This is a genomic window from Pseudomonas sp. OE 28.3, from assembly GCF_014268205.2.
Lineage (GTDB): Bacteria > Pseudomonadota > Gammaproteobacteria > Pseudomonadales > Pseudomonadaceae > Aquipseudomonas > Aquipseudomonas edaphica.
Genome location: NZ_CP077082.1, coordinates 983,397 through 1,003,179 on the forward strand (window position 1 = coordinate 983,397; position 19,783 = coordinate 1,003,179).

13 protein-coding genes, 2 tRNA genes and 3 rRNA genes are annotated in these 19,783 nt (G+C 57.6%); 11 read left to right on the top strand and 7 right to left on the bottom strand.

The annotated features are described in order from the left end of the window. Positions 1-192: 192 nt before the first annotated feature. The 3 genes from HU759_RS04245 to HU759_RS04255 all read right to left on the bottom strand — a co-directional run bounded on the left by HU759_RS04245 (position 193) and on the right by HU759_RS04255 (position 2,801). A complete protein-coding gene (locus tag HU759_RS04245) occupies positions 193-1,551 on the bottom strand; it encodes an 8-oxoguanine deaminase (RefSeq protein WP_170040932.1) in 1,359 nt (452 codons plus the stop codon). A gap of 187 nt (positions 1,552-1,738) precedes the next feature. Further along, positions 1,739-2,425 (bottom strand): SDR family oxidoreductase, encoded by a 687-nt coding sequence (locus tag HU759_RS04250; RefSeq protein ID WP_017134720.1) that lies wholly within the window; start codon positions 2,423-2,425, stop codon positions 1,739-1,741. 25 nt (positions 2,426-2,450) lie between these two features. Then, on the bottom strand, positions 2,451-2,801 hold the full coding sequence (locus HU759_RS04255; protein ID WP_099550558.1) for a MerR family transcriptional regulator: 351 nt from the start codon (positions 2,799-2,801) through the stop codon (positions 2,451-2,453). 83 nt (positions 2,802-2,884) lie between these two features. Here HU759_RS04255 and HU759_RS04260 point away from each other — a divergent pair, with 83 nt between their 5' ends. Then, complete coding sequence (locus HU759_RS04260) at positions 2,885-3,301, top strand: hypothetical protein (RefSeq protein WP_099550559.1); 417 nt, start codon at positions 2,885-2,887, stop codon at positions 3,299-3,301. 66 nt (positions 3,302-3,367) lie between these two features. On the opposite strand, the gene HU759_RS04265 is transcribed toward HU759_RS04260, so the two are convergent. The 4 genes from HU759_RS04265 to HU759_RS04280 form a co-directional block, all read right to left on the bottom strand. Then, complete coding sequence (locus tag HU759_RS04265) at positions 3,368-3,949, bottom strand: YigZ family protein (protein WP_065930576.1); 582 nt, start codon at positions 3,947-3,949, stop codon at positions 3,368-3,370. Between the two features lie 12 nt (positions 3,950-3,961). Next, the gene (locus tag HU759_RS04270; RefSeq protein WP_017134724.1) at positions 3,962-4,621 is read right to left on the bottom strand and encodes a TetR/AcrR family transcriptional regulator; all 660 of its coding nucleotides are present in this window, start codon (positions 4,619-4,621) and stop codon (positions 3,962-3,964) included. Between the two features lie 87 nt (positions 4,622-4,708). Beyond that, positions 4,709-6,103 (bottom strand): nucleobase:cation symporter-2 family protein, encoded by a 1,395-nt coding sequence (locus HU759_RS04275; protein ID WP_170040933.1) that lies wholly within the window; start codon positions 6,101-6,103, stop codon positions 4,709-4,711. An 88-nt stretch (positions 6,104-6,191) separates the two neighbouring features. Beyond that, complete coding sequence (locus tag HU759_RS04280) at positions 6,192-7,112, bottom strand: LysR family transcriptional regulator (RefSeq protein WP_017134726.1); 921 nt, start codon at positions 7,110-7,112, stop codon at positions 6,192-6,194. A 125-nt stretch (positions 7,113-7,237) separates the two neighbouring features. Between HU759_RS04280 and HU759_RS04285 the strand changes: the two genes are divergently transcribed. From HU759_RS04285 to HU759_RS04330, 10 genes are all read left to right on the top strand, one after another. Beyond that, positions 7,238-8,587, top strand: coding sequence for an aspartate aminotransferase family protein (locus HU759_RS04285; RefSeq protein WP_017134727.1), 1,350 nt, complete (start codon positions 7,238-7,240; stop codon positions 8,585-8,587). A 39-nt stretch (positions 8,588-8,626) separates the two neighbouring features. Beyond that, the gene (locus HU759_RS04290) at positions 8,627-10,120 is read left to right on the top strand and encodes a CoA-acylating methylmalonate-semialdehyde dehydrogenase (RefSeq protein WP_017134728.1); all 1,494 of its coding nucleotides are present in this window, start codon (positions 8,627-8,629) and stop codon (positions 10,118-10,120) included. Positions 10,121-10,692: 572 nt separating this feature from the next. Continuing rightward, a 16S ribosomal RNA gene (locus HU759_RS04295) occupies positions 10,693-12,229 on the top strand. An 82-nt stretch (positions 12,230-12,311) separates the two neighbouring features. Continuing rightward, positions 12,312-12,388, top strand: a tRNA-Ile gene (locus HU759_RS04300). 30 nt (positions 12,389-12,418) lie between these two features. Further along, a tRNA-Ala gene (locus HU759_RS04305) sits at positions 12,419-12,494 on the top strand. Between the two features lie 247 nt (positions 12,495-12,741). Next, a 23S ribosomal RNA gene (locus HU759_RS04310) occupies positions 12,742-15,633 on the top strand. Between the two features lie 172 nt (positions 15,634-15,805). After that, positions 15,806-15,921 (top strand): 5S ribosomal RNA (rrf, locus tag HU759_RS04315). Together the 16S, 23S and 5S rRNA genes with 2 tRNA genes alongside form the textbook arrangement of a ribosomal RNA operon. 160 nt (positions 15,922-16,081) lie before the next feature. Beyond that, positions 16,082-16,741, top strand: coding sequence for a paraquat-inducible protein A (locus HU759_RS04320; RefSeq protein WP_065929716.1), 660 nt, complete (start codon positions 16,082-16,084; stop codon positions 16,739-16,741). Then, positions 16,728-17,351 carry a paraquat-inducible protein A gene (locus HU759_RS04325; RefSeq protein WP_017134539.1) on the top strand — a complete coding sequence of 208 codons (624 nt, stop codon included), beginning with the start codon at positions 16,728-16,730 and terminating at the stop codon, positions 17,349-17,351. Before HU759_RS04320 ends, HU759_RS04325 begins: the two co-directional genes overlap by 14 nt. Further along, on the top strand, positions 17,344-19,647 hold the full coding sequence (locus HU759_RS04330; protein WP_186618434.1) for an MlaD family protein: 2,304 nt from the start codon (positions 17,344-17,346) through the stop codon (positions 19,645-19,647). The genes HU759_RS04325 and HU759_RS04330 overlap by 8 nt, the downstream gene beginning before the upstream one ends. The last annotated feature ends 136 nt before the right edge of the window (positions 19,648-19,783 follow it).

Genomic DNA, 19,783 nt, shown 5'->3' on the forward strand with positions numbered 1-19,783 from the left:
CCAGCTCCCACATGTGTTGTTTGCGACCTTTATCATGTTGTCGTTGCTTGGGGTGTAACCGGCCCTCAAGCACACCCTAAATCCCATGTGGGAGTCGGGCTTGCCCGCGATGGCATCCACTCGGTATGGCTAATAGACCGAGGTGTCTGCATCGCAGGCAAGCCAGCTCCCACAGTTGGCTTTGTGCAGGGCTCAGGTGCCGGCGATCAGTTGTTTCGCCGCCTGGCTGTGATCGGCAATCAAGCCTTTCAGGTCCAGCCCTTCAACCTGCCCATCGATCACCCGCCACTTGCCGCCGATCATCACCCGATCCGCGCGGTCGGCGCCGCACAGCAGCAGCGCCGAAATCGGGTCATGGCTGCCGGAAAAACGCAGCTCATCGAGTTTGAACAGCGCCAGGTCAGCCTGTTTGCCCACGGCCAACTCACCGATATCCGTGCGCCCCAGCAACTGCGCCGAGCCTTTGGTGGCCCAGCCCAGCACGCCTTCCGGGGTGATCTTTTCTGCGCCGTAACGCAGGCGCTGGATGTACAGGGCCTGGCGCGCTTCGAGGATCATGTTCGAGGCATCGTTGGAGGCCGAACCGTCGACGCCCAGGCCAATCGGCGCGCCGGCGGCGAGCAGGTCCAGGGTCGGGCAGATGCCGGAAGCCAGGCGCATATTCGAGCTTGGGCAATGGCAGATACCGGTGCCGGCGGCGCCCAGGCGGGCGATCTCGTCCGGGTTGAAGTGAATGCCGTGGGCCAGCCAGGTGCGTGGGCCGAGCCAGCCGACGCTGTCGAGGTAGTCCACCGTGCGCAGCCCGAAACGCTGCAGGCAGAAGTCTTCTTCGTCGAGGGTTTCGGCCAGGTGCGTGTGCAGGCGCACGTCGAGGCTGTTGGCCAGTTCGGCGCTGGCTTGCATGATTTCCGGGGTGACCGAAAACGGCGAGCAGGGCGCCAGGGCGATCTGGATTTGCGCGCCATCGCCGCGCTGGTGGTATTCGCGGATCAGGCGCTGGCTGTCTTCGAGGATCACCTGGCCTTGCTGCACGGTTTGCTGCGGCGGCAGGCCGCCATCCGCTTCGCCCAGGCTCATGGAGCCGCGAGTGAGCATGGCGCGCATGCCCAGTTCGCGCACGCTTTGCACCTGCACGTCGATGGCGTTTTCAAGGCCTTCGGGGAACAGGTAATGGTGATCTGCCGCGGTGGTGCAGCCAGACAGCAGCAATTCAGCCAAGGCGACTTTGGACGCCAGCGCGAGTTTTTCCGGGGTCAGGCGTGCCCAGACCGGGTACAGGGTTTTCAGCCACGGGAAGAGCGGCTGGTTGACCACCGGCGCCCAGGCGCGGGTCAGGGTTTGGTAGAAGTGATGGTGAGTGTTGATCAGCCCCGGCAGGATCACATGTTCGCGTGCATCGAATACTTGTCCGCACGGCACGGTGGGCTCTTTTCCCAAGCCCAGCACTTCGGTGATCACACCGTCTTGCAGCACCAGGCCACCACGGGCGTCGAGGCCATTGGCGGTGAAGATCGCGAGGGGGTTTTTTAACCAGATACGGGTCGCAGGCATTGGCCGGCTCCTCTGAATGATGGGTTCAGGTTTGCCAGCTCAGTGTTGCCCTGTCTGCTGATCCAGGGTCGCCGGTGAGGGCGAGGAGCAGAGTTTACGTGTAGTCCATGATCAGGTCTATCTGTAGGAGCGAGGTGCTCTTGAGACCATCGCGGGCAAGCCCGCTCCCACAGGTTGGACCGAGCTGTTACCAGGCGATGGTGTCGCCCTTGTAGTCCACGAAGTGATGGCCGCCTTTGCCGGTGTAGGCATTCACCTGATCCACCAGGCCGCGCACGCTGGTGTCGACATCGATGTGCGCGTTTTCGCCGCCCATGTCGGTTTTCACCCAGCCCGGATGCAGCGACAGCACGGTGAGCTTATGGTCGCCCAGTTGCGTGATAAAGCTGTTGGTCATGGAGTTGAGTGCAGCCTTGCTGGCCTTGTACAGCGCCAGGTCGGAGCCATCGGGAATAGTCACGCTGCCCAGCACCGAACTCATGAACGCCAGCACGCCGGTGTCTTTGCGGATCTGCCCGACAAAGCGCTGGGCCAGGTTGATCGGCGCCACGGCGTTGGTGAAAAACAGTTGGCCGACTTCCGCCAGGGTGGCGTGGCCCGGCTCCTGGTTGGCAGGGCCTTTGACGCCGGCGTTGACGAACAGCAGGTCGAAGGTGCGCTCCTTCAGGCGTTGGGCCAAGGCGATCACGGCTTGTTGATCGTCCATGTCCAGCTTCTCGATCTGCACCTGGCCCACGGCTTTGAGCGCATCGGCCTTGTTCGGGTCGCGCACGGTGGCGGTCACCTCCCAGCCGTCCTGCAGCAGTTGCTTGACCAGGCCAAGGCCCAGGCCGCGCGAGGCGCCGATGATCAGTGCGGTTTTTGGCGTAGACATGAAGGGCTTCCTTTGGAGTGGAGGTTCACGGATTCAGTGGACAACGTTGCCCGAGCCTTTGCTGCAACTCCTGGCGCAGATGGCCGAGTTCAGTGATGCGGGTTTCGATCAGGTTGAGCTTGTCTTGCAGCAATTGTGTGACGGCAGCGTCGGGATCGGGCGCCTGCCATAAGGCGGCGACGCTGGTGCCGATCTCGCCGAGGCTGAAACCCAGGCGCTGCGCAGTCTTGATATAGAGCACCAGTTGCAGCATGTCCGGCGGGTAGTCGCGGTAACCGTTGGCGCTGCGTTGCGCGGCGATCAACCCGCGCTGCTCATAGAAGCGCAAGGTGTCGCGGCTGACCTGGCTGGCCTGGGCTAATTCGCCGATACGCATGAGACGGGCTCGAGAGGGCTTGACCCTGGAGCATACTCCAGGCTTTAGCCTGCTGGCTTCTTGAATTGAAGGAGCTTGCTGCTATGTGGACACAAAAACGCTACCGGACATTGGTGCGGGCCAGTGCCTGGTATGACTTGATCATCACCGCCGCGTTTGTCACGCCGTGGAGTTTTGCATTAGTACACGGCCTGTTGCAGGGCTTGAACCTGCCGGGCGAGCTACCGCCGTTTCTGCCTGCGCATGTGCTGATGGCCAACCTGCTCGGCTCGATCGTGTGCGTGTGGGCAGTGCTGCGTATTCGCGACCCTCAACGCCAATTCGGGCTGTATGACGCGGCCGGCCGTGGTCTGTTTGCGACCTGGCAGCTGTACGCGCTGATGCAGGGCTCCACGTCGGTGCTGTGGATAATTCTGCTGTTGGAACTGCTGTGGGGCGTTGCGCAACTACTCCCGGTGAATACTGATCAAAAAATGACCGGCGCCCGTAAGCCCTTATGACAAAAGGGTTACAGACGGGTGTGCTCAGGTTATCCACAGGCAGGTGCACAGTAGATGTGGGCAGTTTCAGCGTTCGAGCAGGATGCGCCCACGGCTGAGGTCGGCGAGCTGGGTTTGCAGCGTGTCGATGTGCGCCTCGCCGAGTGCGAGCTGTAGCTCGACGCCGTTGGCGGTGAAGGTTTCTTCCACCACCAGCCCGCCCAGTTCGGCCACGCGCAGTTTCACCAGGTTCAATTCCGAGAAACTGCAGGCACAGCTCAGCGGCACGCGGCTGATCAGCTCGATGCGTTCGGCATTCTGCAGGCATTTGTTCGCGCCGCCGCCGTAGGCGCGAGCCAGGCCGCCGGTGCCCAGCTGGATGCCGCCGTACCAGCGAATCACCAGCACGGCGACCTGATCAAAGCCTTGGGCTTCAATGGCGGCCAGGATCGGTCGCCCGGCCGTGCCGCCGGGTTCGCCATCGTCGTTGCTGCGGTACTGGTCGGCGAGCTTCCAGGCCCAGCAGTTGTGCGTGGCGTTGAGGTCGCTGTGCTGCTCGAAAAACGCCTGGGCGTCTTGCGCGCTGGTGATCGGCGCGGCCAGGGTGATAAAGCGGCTTTTGCGTATTTCTTCACGAAATTCGCAAAGGCCGGTCAGCGTGAAAGGCATAAGTCGCTTCGTTTATAGGGCCGGCTTGATGCCGCAGCCTTTGAGGATGATATGGATCAGGTTGGTGCCGGCGTCTTCCATGTCCTGCTTGGTCAGCTTGGTGCGACCAGTGACGCGGCAGATCTGGGTGGCGAAGTCGGCGTAATGCTGGGTGCTGCCCCACAACAGGAAGATCAGGTGTACGGGGTCGATGGGGTCCATCTTGCCGGCTTCGATCCAGGCCTGGAACACCGCTGCGCGGCCACTGAACCAGGCGCGGTAGTCCTGGCTGAAATATTCGGTCAGGCATTCGCCGCCACTGATGATCTCCATGGCGAAGATCCGCGAGGCTTGGGGGTGGCGCCGGGAGAATTCCATCTTGGTGCGGATGTAGCGTGTCAGCGCGACGGCGGGGTCGTCCTCGGCGGTCAGCGCGTTGAAGGTGCTGTCCCACAGTTCGAGGATATTGCTCAGTACCGCGATGTACAGGCCGAGCTTGTTGGTGAAGTAATAATGCAGGTTGGCCTTGGGCAGCCCGGCACTCGAGGCAATGGTGTTCATGCTGGTGCCTTTGTAGCCATGACGCGCGAATTCGTCTTCAGCCGCCTGGAGAATCGCTTGTTCATTCTTTTGCCGAATACGGCTGGCAGGTTTACCGGCGTGGTTGCTGTGGGCAGGAACTTCGAGGCTCATGGAGGTTTCCGTGCTGATCGATAGAGACGACGTGTGCACAGATAACCCACCCTCAAGCCTCAGACAAGTCCCGATGCAATAAAACCGTCAAAGCGGTTCCAGTGTGTCGCTTTCCGGCGCGTGGTTTGCGCCTGCGGTATTCGCTTTGGCCTCGGGTAATAACAGGCACAACACGATGGCCGTCAGGCCGCCGCTGGTGATGGCCGAATCGAACAGGTTTTGCACCAGAGGCGGCATCAAGTGCAGCAACTCAGGTTGGGCGGCAATGCCCAGGCCAACGCCGAACGAGGTGGCGATGATCAACATGCTGCGTCGGTCCAGCGGCGCCTGGGCCAGAATGCGCACGCCGGCGGCGGCCACGCTGCCGAACATCACCAGGGTTGCGCCGCCCAATACCGGTTTGGGGATTTGCTGCAGCACCGCGCCGATCAGTGGAAACAGGCCGAGACAGAACAGCAGCACACCAATGTATAAGCCGACGTAACGGCTGGCCACGCCGGTGAGTTGGATCACGCCGTTGTTCTGCGCAAACGTGGTGTTGGGGAATGCGCTGAAGGTGGCGGCAATCATGCAACTGACGCCATCACCCAATACGCCGCCCTTGAGTCGACTTATATAAGAAGGGCCGCTGATCGGCTGGCGGGCGATCATGCAGTTGGCGGTCAGGTCGCCAACGGTTTCGATACTGCTGATCAGATAAATCAGCGCGATGGGCAGGAAGGCGCTCCAGTCGAAGTTGAAACCAAAGCGAAACGGCATCGGCACGCTGATCAATGGCAAGTCGGGCAAGGCTTGGGGCACCAGCTTGCCGCTGAACCACGCGGCCAGGCTGCCGAGGGCCAGGCCGATGATGATTGCCGAGAGGCGTATCCACGGCGTGTTCGAGCGGTTGAGCAAGATGATCGTCAACACGACGAACAACCCCAAGGCCAGGTTGGTCGGCGCGCCGAAGTCAGGCGCATTGAAACCGCCACCCAGGTCGGTGATGCCGACTTTGATCAGGCTGATGCCTATCAAGGTGATGACAATGCCGGTGACCAAGGGCGTGATCACACGGCGCAATTGGCCGATAAAACGGCTCAACACGATCTGCACCGCCGCGCCGAAAAAGCACACGCCAAAGACCATCGCCATGATGTCTTCCGGGCTGCCGCCGCGTTGCTTCACTAGAAAGCCTGCTGACAACACCGCGCCGAGAAACGCAAAGCTGGTGCCTTGCAGGCAGATCATGCCGGCGCCGATACCAAATGGCCTGCGTGCCTGGATGAAAGTGCCTACGCCGGACACCATCAACGCCATGCTGATCAGGTAGGGCAGGTGGGCGGTGAGCCCCAACGTAGAACCGATGATCAGTGGCGGGGTGATGATGCCGACAAAGGCGGCCAGCACATGTTGCAAGGCTGCCAGTAGGGCCGGCAGTGGTTTCGGTCGGTCGTTCAGGCCGTAGATCAGGTCGTTGGGGCTCAAGGTTTCTGGTGGCATGGCGGGCAAACTCAGGGCGGACGGTTCAAGGTCCTGGTTCCCTTGCAAAAAGCTGTCCAGTTGCTCAGCTTTTAGCGAGAGGCCCGAATTAGCGCGTTGCCGCCAGACTCTCCAGAAAGCTTTCCAGCACCAAATGAGGGCGGCGACCCTTGCGCGTGACCGATGCGAGGCTCAAATCGTAAAAACGTGTAGCCGGTTTCAGCGCGCGCAGTCGGCCTTGTTGTACCCACAGGCTGGCGTAGTGGTCGGGCAGGTAGCCGATATAGCGGCCGGTGAGAATCAGGAACGCCATGCCTTCGCGGTCCGAGGCGCTGGCGGTGCAATTGAGTGCCTGGTAATGGGCCTGGATTTCGGCGGGCAAGCGAAAGGTCGGGGCGATGGCGTCCTGGCTGTCGATACGTGGGTCGTCCAGTTGCTTGTCGTCCGCGTAAAACAACGGGTGGCCAACCGCGCAGTAGAGCAGTGAGCGTTCGCTGTATAGGGGTTGGTATTCCAGGCCGGACAGCGCGCTCGCCTGAGGTACTACGCCGACATGCAGGCGACCATCGAGTACACCTTGTTCCACCTCGTTCGGCGCGATCATGCGGATCTGGATTTGTACGTCGGGGCCGCGTTCCTTCAACTGCGCCAGGGCGTGGGTGATGCGCATGTGGGGCAGGGTGACCAGGTTGTCGGTGAGGCCGATGATCAGTTCGCCGCGCAAATGCTGATGCAGGCCGTTGACCTCGGTGCGAAAGCTTTCCAGCGCACTTAATAGCTGCAAGGCCGATTGGTAGACCTCGCGGCCTTCTTCGGTCAGGGAGAAGCCGGCACGCCCGCGCTGGCACAGGCGCAATCCAAGGCGTTGCTCCAGGTCGCTCATCTGCTGGCTGATGGCCGAGCGGCCGATGCCGAGCACGGTTTCGGCCGCCGAGAAGCCGCCGCACTCCACCACGCTGCGAAAGATGCGCAACAGGCGGATATCGAAGTCGCTGACTTGGGCCAGGGGATCGGGTCGACGGCTGCTCATAGTTTAGTGAAGGCCTGACTGAAGGTTAGAAGAGTTGGATTTCACCGACTTTATCGCCGTGGCAATTTAGCTGCAACAACGCTTTTCAATCCCGACGCTGCCTTTTGCCCTGCGAGGTTTTGCTGATGAACATGCCCGAAAACGCCCCATCGTCCCTGGCCAGCCAATTGAAGTTGGATGCGCACTGGATGCCTTACACCGCCAACCGCAACTTCCAGCGCGACCCGCGCCTGATCGTCGGCGCTGAAGGCAGCTGGTTGATAGATGACAAGGGCCGCAAGGTGTACGACTCGTTGTCGGGCCTGTGGACGTGTGGCGCCGGGCACACCCGTAAAGAGATTCAGGAAGCAGTCTCCAAGCAACTGGGCACCCTGGACTACTCCCCGGGCTTCCAATACGGTCATCCGTTGTCCTTCCAGCTGGCGGAAAAGATCACCGACCTGACCCCAGGCAACCTGAACCACGTGTTCTTCACCGATTCGGGCTCCGAGTGCGCCGATACAGCGGTGAAGATGGTGCGTGCGTACTGGCGCCTGAAAGGCCAGGCCACCAAGACCAAGATGATCGGCCGCGCCCGTGGCTATCACGGTGTGAACATTGCCGGAACCAGCCTGGGTGGCGTGAACGGCAACCGCAAGCTCTTCGGTCAGGGCCTGATGGACGTTGACCATCTGCCGCACACGTTGCTGGCGAGCAATGCCTTCTCCCGTGGCATGCCGGAGCTGGGCGGCATCGCCCTGGCCGATGAGCTGCTCAAGCTGATCGAACTGCACGACGCGTCGAACATCGCAGCGGTGTTTGTTGAACCGATGGCCGGTTCCGCTGGCGTGCTGGTGCCGCCACAGGGTTATCTCAAGCGACTGCGTGAGATCTGCGACCAACACAACATCCTGCTGGTGTTCGACGAAGTGATCACCGGTTTCGGCCGTACCGGCTCGATGTTCGGCGCCGACAGCTTTGGCGTGACCCCGGACCTGATGTGCATTGCCAAGCAAGTCACCAACGGCGCGATCCCGATGGGCGCAGTGATTGCCAGCAGCGAGATCTATCAGACCTTCATGAACCAGGCGACGCCGGAATACGCGGTGGAATTCCCCCACGGCTACACCTACTCGGCGCACCCGGTGGCTTGCGCGGCTGGCTTGGCGGCATTGGACCTGTTGCAGAAGGAAAACCTGGTGCAGAGCGTAGCCGAAGTCGCCCCGCACTTTGAGAATGCGTTGCACGGGTTGAAGGGCAGCAAGAATGTGATCGACATCCGTAACTACGGCCTGGCCGGCGCGATCCAGATTGCCCCGCGTGACGGTGATGCCATCGTGCGTCCATTTGAGGCCGGCATGGCCTTGTGGAAAGCGGGTTTCTACGTGCGCTTTGGCGGTGACACCCTGCAGTTCGGGCCAACCTTCAACAGCAAGCCGCAGGACCTGGATCGTTTGTTCGATGCGGTCGGCGAAGTGCTGAACAAGATCGACTGATTTCTCCTTTTATATAGAACAACTTTTCAGGAGCCCTGCATGAGCCTTATCCAGCATTTGATCAACGGTGAGTTGGTCAATGACAGCGGCCGTAGTGCCGACGTGTACAACCCGTCCACCGGCCAGGTGATTCACCAAGTGCCATTGGCCAGCCGTGAAACTATTCAACAGGCGATCGACTCGGCCAAGGCGGCGTTCCCTGCCTGGCGTAATACCCCACCGGCCAAGCGTGCCCAGGTGATGTTTCGTTTCAAGCAATTGCTGGAGCAGAACGAAGCGCGTATTTCGCAGTTGATCAGCGAGGAGCATGGCAAGACCCTGGAAGACGCCGCCGGTGAACTGAAACGCGGCATCGAGAACGTGGAATACGCCTGTTCGGCGCCGGAGATTCTCAAAGGCGAGTACAGCCGTAACGTGGGGCCGAACATTGATGCGTGGTCGGACTTCCAACCGTTGGGTGTGGTGGCGGGTATTACTCCGTTCAACTTCCCGGCGATGGTGCCGCTGTGGATGTACCCGCTGGCGATCGTGTGCGGTAACTGTTTCATCCTGAAACCATCGGAGCGTGATCCAAGCTCCACGCTGCTGATTGCGCAGCTGTTGCAGGAAGCCGGTCTGCCCAAAGGCGTGCTGAGCGTGGTGCACGGGGACAAGGGCGCAGTGGATGCGCTGATTGAAGCGCCGGAAGTCAAAGCCCTGAGTTTTGTGGGGTCGACGCCGATTGCCGAGTACATCTATTCCGAAGCAACCAAGCGCGGCAAGCGCGTGCAGGCGCTGGGCGGGGCGAAGAACCATGCGGTGCTGATGCCGGATGCGGACCTGGATAACGCGGTCAGCGCTTTGATGGGCGCAGCGTATGGTTCCTGCGGTGAGCGTTGCATGGCGATTTCGGTGGCCGTGTGCGTGGGTGACCAGGTGGCGGATGCGTTGATCGCCAAGTTGGTACCGCAGGTCAAGGCACTCAAGATTGGTGCGGGCACCTCTTGCGGCCTGGATATGGGGCCGTTGGTGACGGGGCAGGCGCGGGACAAGGTCAGTGGCTATATAGAAGACGGTGTGTCTTCTGGCGCTGAGCTGGTAGTCGACGGCCGCGGTTTGAGTGTTGCCGGGCATGAAGAGGGCTTCTTCCTGGGCGGCAGCTTGTTTGATCGCGTGACGCCTGAAATGCGCATCTATAAGGAAGAGATCTTCGGGCCGGTGCTGTGCGTGGTGCGGGTGGATAGCCTGGAAGCGGCGATGCAACTGATCAACGATCATGAGTATGGCAACGGTACCTGCATCTTTACCCGTGACGGTGAAGCGGCGCGGCTGTTCTGTGATGAGATCGAAGTGGGCATGGTCGGCGTAAACGTGCCGTTGCCCGTGCCGGTGGCGTACCACAGCTTTGGCGGCTGGAAACGTTCGCTGTTTGGCGACTTGCATGCCTATGGGCCGGATGGGGTGCGTTTCTATACCCGTCGCAAGGCGATTACCCAGCGTTGGCCGCAGCGGGCCAGCCATGAAGCGTCGCAGTTCGCCTTCCCGAGTCTGTAAGGCGTAGTAGGTGAAGGCCGGCCCCTTGGGGCCGGCTTTTGTGCTTTTGCGGCCTTTTTGACCTATATGACAGAAATGTGAAAGAAAGGGATTGACGGCGTTTTATATCTGTCTATAATTCGCCCCACTTCCGGCGCAGTCGAAACGGAAAACTCCTTGGTAAACAATGAGTTACGAAGTTTTCGGCAGCGAGTTGCTTCAGTTCATCGAAGCCAAAAGGAAGTTGAAAAAGAGGTGTTGACAGCAGCGTGTGACGCTGTAGAATTCGCCTCCCGCTAACGAGAGATCGTAAGCGCAAGTGGTTGAAGTTGTTGAAGAATTCTTCGAAAGCTTCTGAAAATAATCACTTGACAGCAAATGAGGCTGCTGTAGAATGCGCGCCTCGGTTGAGACGAAAGATCTTAACCAACCGCTCTTTAACAACTGAATCAAGCAATTCGTGTGGGTGCTTGTGGAGTCAGACTGGTAGTCAACAAGATTATCAGCATCACAAGTTACTCCGCGAGAAATCAAAGATGTAACCAACGATTGCTGAGCCAAGTTTAGGGTTTCTTAAAAACCCAAAGATGTTTGAACTGAAGAGTTTGATCATGGCTCAGATTGAACGCTGGCGGCAGGCCTAACACATGCAAGTCGAGCGGTAGAGAGAAGCTTGCTTCTCTTGAGAGCGGCGGACGGGTGAGTAATGCCTAGGAATCTGCCTGGTAGTGGGGGATAACGTTCGGAAACGGACGCTAATACCGCATACGTCCTACGGGAGAAAGCAGGGGACCTTCGGGCCTTGCGCTATCAGATGAGCCTAGGTCGGATTAGCTAGTTGGTGAGGTAATGGCTCACCAAGGCGACGATCCGTAACTGGTCTGAGAGGATGATCAGTCACACTGGAACTGAGACACGGTCCAGACTCCTACGGGAGGCAGCAGTGGGGAATATTGGACAATGGGCGAAAGCCTGATCCAGCCATGCCGCGTGTGTGAAGAAGGTCTTCGGATTGTAAAGCACTTTAAGTTGGGAGGAAGGGCAGTAAATTAATACTTTGCTGTTTTGACGTTACCGACAGAATAAGCACCGGCTAACTCTGTGCCAGCAGCCGCGGTAATACAGAGGGTGCAAGCGTTAATCGGAATTACTGGGCGTAAAGCGCGCGTAGGTGGTTTGTTAAGTTGGATGTGAAATCCCCGGGCTCAACCTGGGAACTGCATTCAAAACTGACTGACTAGAGTATGGTAGAGGGTGGTGGAATTTCCTGTGTAGCGGTGAAATGCGTAGATATAGGAAGGAACACCAGTGGCGAAGGCGACCACCTGGACTAATACTGACACTGAGGTGCGAAAGCGTGGGGAGCAAACAGGATTAGATACCCTGGTAGTCCACGCCGTAAACGATGTCAACTAGCCGTTGGAAGCCTTGAGCTTTTAGTGGCGCAGCTAACGCATTAAGTTGACCGCCTGGGGAGTACGGCCGCAAGGTTAAAACTCAAATGAATTGACGGGGGCCCGCACAAGCGGTGGAGCATGTGGTTTAATTCGAAGCAACGCGAAGAACCTTACCAGGCCTTGACATCCAATGAACTTTCTAGAGATAGATTGGTGCCTTCGGGAACATTGAGACAGGTGCTGCATGGCTGTCGTCAGCTCGTGTCGTGAGATGTTGGGTTAAGTCCCGTAACGAGCGCAACCCTTGTCCTTAGTTACCAGCACGTCATGGTGGGCACTCTAAGGAGACTGCCGGTGACAAACCGGAGGAAGGTGGGGATGACGTCAAGTCATCATGGCCCTTACGGCCTGGGCTACACACGTGCTACAATGGTCGGTACAGAGGGTTGCCAAGCCGCGAGGTGGAGCTAATCCCACAAAACCGATCGTAGTCCGGATCGCAGTCTGCAACTCGACTGCGTGAAGTCGGAATCGCTAGTAATCGCGAATCAGAATGTCGCGGTGAATACGTTCCCGGGCCTTGTACACACCGCCCGTCACACCATGGGAGTGGGTTGCACCAGAAGTAGCTAGTCTAACCTTCGGGAGGACGGTTACCACGGTGTGATTCATGACTGGGGTGAAGTCGTAACAAGGTAGCCGTAGGGGAACCTGCGGCTGGATCACCTCCTTAATCGACGACATCAGCTGCTCCATAAGTTCCCACACGAATTGCTTGATTCATTGAAGAAGACGATAAGAAGCAGCCCGAAATTGGGTCTGTAGCTCAGTTGGTTAGAGCGCACCCCTGATAAGGGTGAGGTCGGCAGTTCGAATCTGCCCAGACCCACCAATTTTGTGTGGGAAACGCCTGTAGAAATACGGGGCCATAGCTCAGCTGGGAGAGCGCCTGCCTTGCACGCAGGAGGTCAACGGTTCGATCCCGTTTGGCTCCACCACTACTGCTTCTACGTTAAGAAAGCTTAGAAATGAGCATTCCATCAGGTTGATGATGAATGTTGATTTCTAGTCTTTGATTAGATCGTTCTTTAAAAATTTGGGTATGTGATAGAAAGATAGACTGAACGTTACTTTCACTGGTAACGGATCAGGCTAAGGTAAAATTTGTGAGTTCTCTTAGTTGAGAAATTCGAATTTTCGGCGAATGTTGTCTTCACAGTATAACCAGATTGCTTGGGGTTATATGGTCAAGTGAAGAAGCGCATACGGTGGATGCCTTGGCAGTCAGAGGCGATGAAAGACGTGGTAGCCTGCGAAAAGCTTCGGGGAGTCGGCAAACAGACTTTGATCCGGAGATGTCTGAATGGGGGAACCCAGCCATCATAAGATGGTTATCTTACGCTGAATACATAGGCGTAAGAGGCGAACCAGGGGAACTGAAACATCTAAGTACCCTGAGGAAAAGAAATCAACCGAGATTCCCTTAGTAGTGGCGAGCGAACGGGGACTAGCCCTTAAGTGGCTTTGAGATTAGCGGAACGCTCTGGAAAGTGCGGCCATAGTGGGTGATAGCCCTGTACGCGAAAATCTCTTAGTCATGAAATCGAGTAGGACGGAGCACGAGAAACTTTGTCTGAATATGGGGGGACCATCCTCCAAGGCTAAATACTACTGACTGACCGATAGTGAACTAGTACCGTGAGGGAAAGGCGAAAAGAACCCCGGAGAGGGGAGTGAAATAGATCCTGAAACCGTATGCGTACAAGCAGTGGGAGCAGACTTTGTTCTGTGACTGCGTACCTTTTGTATAATGGGTCAGCGACTTATTTTCAGTGGCGAGCTTAACCGAATAGGGGAGGCGTAGCGAAAGCGAGTCTTAATAGGGCGTCTAGTCGCTGGGAATAGACCCGAAACCGGGCGATCTATCCATGGGCAGGTTGAAGGTTGGGTAACACTAACTGGAGGACCGAACCGACTACCGTTGAAAAGTTAGCGGATGACCTGTGGATCGGAGTGAAAGGCTAATCAAGCTCGGAGATAGCTGGTTCTCCTCGAAAGCTATTTAGGTAGCGCCTCATGTATCACTGTAGGGGGTAGAGCACTGTTTCGGCTAGGGGGTCATCCCGACTTACCAAACCGATGCAAACTCCGAATACCTACAAGTGCCGAGCATGGGAGACACACGGCGGGTGCTAACGTCCGTCGTGAAAAGGGAAACAACCCAGACCGTCAGCTAAGGTCCCAAAGTTATGGTTAAGTGGGAAACGATGTGGGAAGGCTTAGACAGCTAGGAGGTTGGCTTAGAAGCAGCCACCCTTTAAAGAAAGCGTAATAGCTCACTAGTCGAGTCGGCCTGCGCGGAAGATGTAACGGGGCTCAAACCATACACCGAAGCTACGGGTATCACGTAAGTGATGCGGTAGAGGAGCGTTCTGTAAGCCTGTGAAGGTGAGTTGAGAAGCTTGCTGGAGGTATCAGAAGTGCGAATGCTGACATGAGTAACGACAATGGGTGTGAAAAACACCCACGCCGAAAGACCAAGGTTTCCTGCGCAACGTTAATCGACGCAGGGTTAGTCGGTCCCTAAGGCGAGGCTGAAAAGCGTAGTCGATGGAAAACAGGTTAATATTCCTGTACTTCTGGTTATTGCGATGGAGGGACGGAGAAGGCTAGGCCAGCTTGGCGTTGGTTGTCCAAGTTTAAGGTGGTAGGCTGGAATCTTAGGTAAATCCGGGATTCTAAGGCCGAGAGCTGATGACGAGTTAACTTTTAGTTAACGAAGTGGTTGATGCCATGCTTCCAAGAAAAGCTTCTAAGCTTCAGGTAACCAGGAACCGTACCCCAAACCGACACAGGTGGTTGGGTAGAGAATACCAAGGCGCTTGAGAGAACTCGGGTGAAGGAACTAGGCAAAATGGCACCGTAACTTCGGGAGAAGGTGCGCCGGTGAGGGTGAAGGACTTGCTCCGTAAGCTCATGCCGGTCGAAGATACCAGGCCGCTGCGACTGTTTATTAAAAACACAGCACTCTGCAAACACGAAAGTGGACGTATAGGGTGTGACGCCTGCCCGGTGCCGGAAGGTTAATTGATGGGGTTAGCTAACGCGAAGCTCTTGATCGAAGCCCCGGTAAACGGCGGCCGTAACTATAACGGTCCTAAGGTAGCGAAATTCCTTGTCGGGTAAGTTCCGACCTGCACGAATGGCGTAACGATGGCGGCGCTGTCTCCACCCGAGACTCAGTGAAATTGAAATCGCTGTGAAGATGCAGTGTATCCGCGGCTAGACGGAAAGACCCCGTGAACCTTTACTATAGCTTTGCACTGGACTTTGAATTTGCTTGTGTAGGATAGGTGGGAGGCTTTGAAGCGTGGACGCCAGTCTGCGTGGAGCCAACCTTGAAATACCACCCTGGCAACTTTGAGGTTCTAACTCAGGTCCGTTATCCGGATCGAGGACAGTGTATGGTGGGTAGTTTGACTGGGGCGGTCTCCTCCTAAAGAGTAACGGAGGAGTACGAAGGTGCGCTCAGACCGGTCGGAAATCGGTCGTAGAGTATAAAGGCAAAAGCGCGCTTGACTGCGAGACAGACACGTCGAGCAGGTACGAAAGTAGGTCTTAGTGATCCGGTGGTTCTGTATGGAAGGGCCATCGCTCAACGGATAAAAGGTACTCCGGGGATAACAGGCTGATACCGCCCAAGAGTTCATATCGACGGCGGTGTTTGGCACCTCGATGTCGGCTCATCACATCCTGGGGCTGAAGCCGGTCCCAAGGGTATGGCTGTTCGCCATTTAAAGTGGTACGCGAGCTGGGTTTAGAACGTCGTGAGACAGTTCGGTCCCTATCTGCCGTGGACGTTTGAGATTTGAGAGGGGCTGCTCCTAGTACGAGAGGACCGGAGTGGACGAACCTCTGGTGTTCCGGTTGTCACGCCAGTGGCATTGCCGGGTAGCTATGTTCGGAATAGATAACCGCTGAAAGCATCTAAGCGGGAAACTAGCCTCAAGATGAGATCTCACTGGGACCTTGAGTCCCCTGAAGGGCCGTCGAAGACTACGACGTTGATAGGTTGGGTGTGTAAGCGCTGTGAGGCGTTGAGCTAACCAATACTAATTGCCCGTGAGGCTTGACCATATAACACCCAAGCAATTTGACTACTCCTGACTTGGAAACAAGTAGGAGCATCATATTGCGGTGTGTGAAGACGAGATGAACCGAAAGTTCGACGCTCACAAAACACCGAAAGCTGTCACATACCCAATTTGCTGAAGCGAAGCCATCTGGCTACGACTCAGTACCCGAATTTCTTGACGACCATAGAGCATTGGAACCACCTGATCCCATCCCGAACTCAGTAGTGAAACGATGCATCGCCGATGGTAGTGTGGGGTTTCCCCATGTGAGAGTAGGTCATCGTCAAGATTAAATTCCGAAACCCCTGATTGCTAACGCAATCAGGGGTTTTGTTTTGGGCGGTCGAAAACCCAAACCGGTCCAAAGCTGCCGACAAATTTGCACAGTTATTTCTGAACCAGACCATTAGAATAGGCACCTAACCTTTTTTAGAGTTCGAGCCCTATCTATGCCCGATCCGGTTGATACCGTCGAGGTGTCGCAGTTACCACTTGAGGATCTGGTGGCATGCCATGAGTGCGACTTGCTGATGCGCAAACCCGCACTCGCCCTCGGTGAAAAAGCCCAATGCCCACGTTGCGGTTACGAGCTTTACGCTCACCGCCACAACGTGGTTGAGCGAAGCCTCGCTTTGGTGCTGGCTGCACTGTTGCTGTACATCCCCGCGAACTTTTTACCCATCATGCAGCTCAATCTTCTCGGGCAGTCTTCGGAGGACACCGTATGGAGCGGCGTGGTAGGTCTGTTCGATACCGGCATGCAAGGTGTCGCAGCCGTGGTGTTCCTGTGCAGCATGGGCATTCCCCTGCTCAAGCTGCTCTGCCAATTGGCGGTGTTGCTCAGTATCCGTTGGAACATCGGCCGCAGTTATGGGCTGTTGCTTTACCGCATTTACCATCACCTGAAGGATTGGGGGATGTTGGAGGTTTACCTGATGGGCGTGCTGGTCGCGATCGTCAAACTCGCGGACATGGCCTCCATCACCATTGGCCTGGGGCTTGTCTGCTTCGTCAGCCTATTAGTGGTTCAAGTACTGCTGGAGGTGGTGATGTCGCCCCACCAGATCTGGCAAGCGCTTTCAGGAGAGGATGATCATGCGGGCGATTGATGCGGGCATTCTGATTTGTACCGAATGCCACGAGCTGAACAAGCAAGAGGCGGATACCGATGAGCAGCTGTGCACCCGTTGCGGTGCGCTGATCCATGCGCGTCGCCCCAACAGCCTTGTGCGTACCTGGGCGTTGCTGATCACTGCAGCGATCCTGTACATCCCGGCCAATCTTTTGCCAATCATGACCATCAACTCTCTCGGCCAGGGTGATCCCAGTACGATCATGGCGGGCGTGATTCAGCTGGTGCAGCACGGAATGTTCCCCATCGCTGCGGTGGTGTTTATCGCCAGTATTCTGGTGCCGACGTTCAAGCTGGTGGGCATTGGCTTATTGCTGTTCTCGGTGCAACGTCACCAACCGTTGTCCGCACAACAACGCATTATCATGTACCGCTTTATCGAATTCATTGGCCGCTGGTCCATGCTGGATATCTTCGTGATCGCCATCCTGGTGGCGGTTGTTAACTTTGGGCGACTTGCCAGTGTCGAGGCCAACCTTGGTGCTGCAGCGTTCGCCAGTGTGGTGATCTTGACGATGCTTGCCGCAGTAACTTTTGATCCCCGACTGATTTGGGATAACACGGAGTCGGACGACGACCATGAGTGATTTGCCTAAAGCTAAAACCCGCCCGGCCTCTAACTGGTCGGCCATTTGGGTGCTTCCCCTGATTGCGCTGATCATCGGCGGCTGGCTGGGATGGCGTGCCTATTCCCAACAGGGCATCGAGATCCAGGTGCGCTTTGAAAGTGGCGAGGGCATCCAGGTCAACAAAACCGAAGTGGTCTACAAAGGCATGACGGTGGGCAAGGTCAAAGCCTTGGCCCTGGATGACGAAGGCAGCAATCGCGGGGTGATCGCCACCATCGAGATGAACAAGGACGTCGAGCAATACCTCAAGACCAACACACGCTTCTGGCTGGTAAAGCCCAGCGTCAGCCTGGCCGGTATCACCGGCCTGGAAACCCTGGTCTCGGGTAACTACATTGCCGCCAGCCCTGGCGATGGCGAGCCCACGCGCAAATTCAAGGCGCTCTCCGAAGAGCCGCCGTTATCTGACGCCAAGCCTGGCCTGCACCTGACCCTTAAAGCCGATCGCCTCGGCTCACTGAACCGCGGCAGCCCGGTGTTCTACAAACAGATCCAGGTTGGCCAGGTCAAAAGCTACCTGCTGTCCGAGGACCAGAGCACCGTCGAGATCAAGGTTTATATCGAGCCGACTTACGCCAGCCTGGTGCGCAAACACACGCGTTTCTGGAACGCCAGCGGCATCAGCATCGACGCTAACCTGTCCGGCGTAAAAGTGCGTAGCGAATCGCTGTCCAGCATCGTCGCCGGCGGTATCGCGTTCGCCACCCCTGAAAATCGCAAGGACAGCCCGCCGACCGATCCGAGTCTGCCTTTCCGTCTTTATGAGGATTTCGACGCCGCCGCCGCCGGCATCAAGGTCAAGGTAAAGCTCACCGACTTCGAAGGCCTGCAGGCCGGGCGCACCCCGGTCATGTACAAGGGCATCCAGGTCGGCAGCCTGAAAACCCTGAAGATTGACCCGGACCTGTCCAGCGCCCATGCCGAGCTGACCCTCGACCCACTCGCCGAAGACTACCTGGTGCAAGACACGCAGTTCTGGGTGGTCAAGCCGTCCATCTCCCTGGCCGGCATCACCGGTCTGGAGGCGTTGGTAAAAGGTAACTACATTGCCATCCGCCCCGGCGACAAAGGCAGCGCACCGCAACGTGAGTACGTTGCCCGGGCCAAAGCGCCTCCACTGGACTTACGCTCCCCCGGCCTGCACATGGTGCTCTTCACCGACAACCTAGGCTCCCTGGATGTGGGCAGCCCGATCCTCTACAAACAGGTCAAGGTCGGTTCGGTGCAGAGCTACCAGTTCTCGCGCAAGAACAAGCAACTGGTGATCGGCGTCCACATCGAGAAGGAATACGAAAACCTGGTCAACGGTTCAACGCGTTTCTGGAACGCCAGCGGCGTCACCTTGACTGGCGGCCTTACCGGCGGCATCCAGGTGAAGAGTGAATCCCTGGCCAGTCTGATGGCTGGCGGTATCGCCTTCGAAACCCCGGAACAGAATGTACCGTTGAAAAAACGTATCCCGCGTTTCCGCCTGTTTGCCGATCGCGACGCGGCCAACCAGCACGGGACCCTGGTGACCATCAAGGTTGATCGCGCCGACGGCCTGCGCCCCGGCACGCCCGTACGCTTCAAAGGCCTCGACGTGGGCAAGATCGAGAACGTCGACCTCAGCGCCGACATGCAGTCGGTACTGCTCAGCGCCCGGATCACCCAAGTGGCTGATCGCATCGCGCGCAGCGGCAGCCAGTTCTGGCTGGTCAAGCCTGAGCTGGGCCTGATGAAAACCGCAAACCTGGAGACTCTGGTCACCGGCCAATACATCGAAGTGCAGCCCGCCGTGAAAAACGCCGGGCCGCAAAAGAGCTTCGTCGCGTTGGACAAGCCACCAGAGGCTGTTCACCAGCAAGAAGGCCTGAGCCTGGTCCTCAGCGCCGCACGCCGTGGTTCGTTGAAGGAAGGCGTGCCCGTCACTTACCGTGAAGTCACTGTAGGCAAAGTCACCGGCTACGAATTGGGCCAGACCGCCGACCGGGTGCTGATCCACATTTTGATCGAACCTAAATACGCACCACTGGTGCGCAGTGGCAGCCGCTTCTGGAATAGCAGTGGGTTTGGTTTGGACTTCGGCTTGTTCAAGGGGGCGACGGTGCGCACGGAATCTCTGGAGACGTTGGTGGCCGGTGGTATCGCCTTTGCCACGCCGGATGGCGAGCGCATGGGCAATGCGGCGCGACCGCAGCAGACGTTCCCGTTGTTTGATAAGTTTGAGGATGAGTGGCTGACCTGGGCGCCTAAGATTCCATTGGGCAAGTAGACCGCGGCGCGGCCATCGCGGGCAAGCCCGGCTCCCACATTGGAATGCATAACTCCTGTGGGAGCCGGGCTTGCCCGCGATGAGGCCCCCACCATGACTGCAAAACCCCAGCCCATAAAAAAGGCCGCGATCCAAA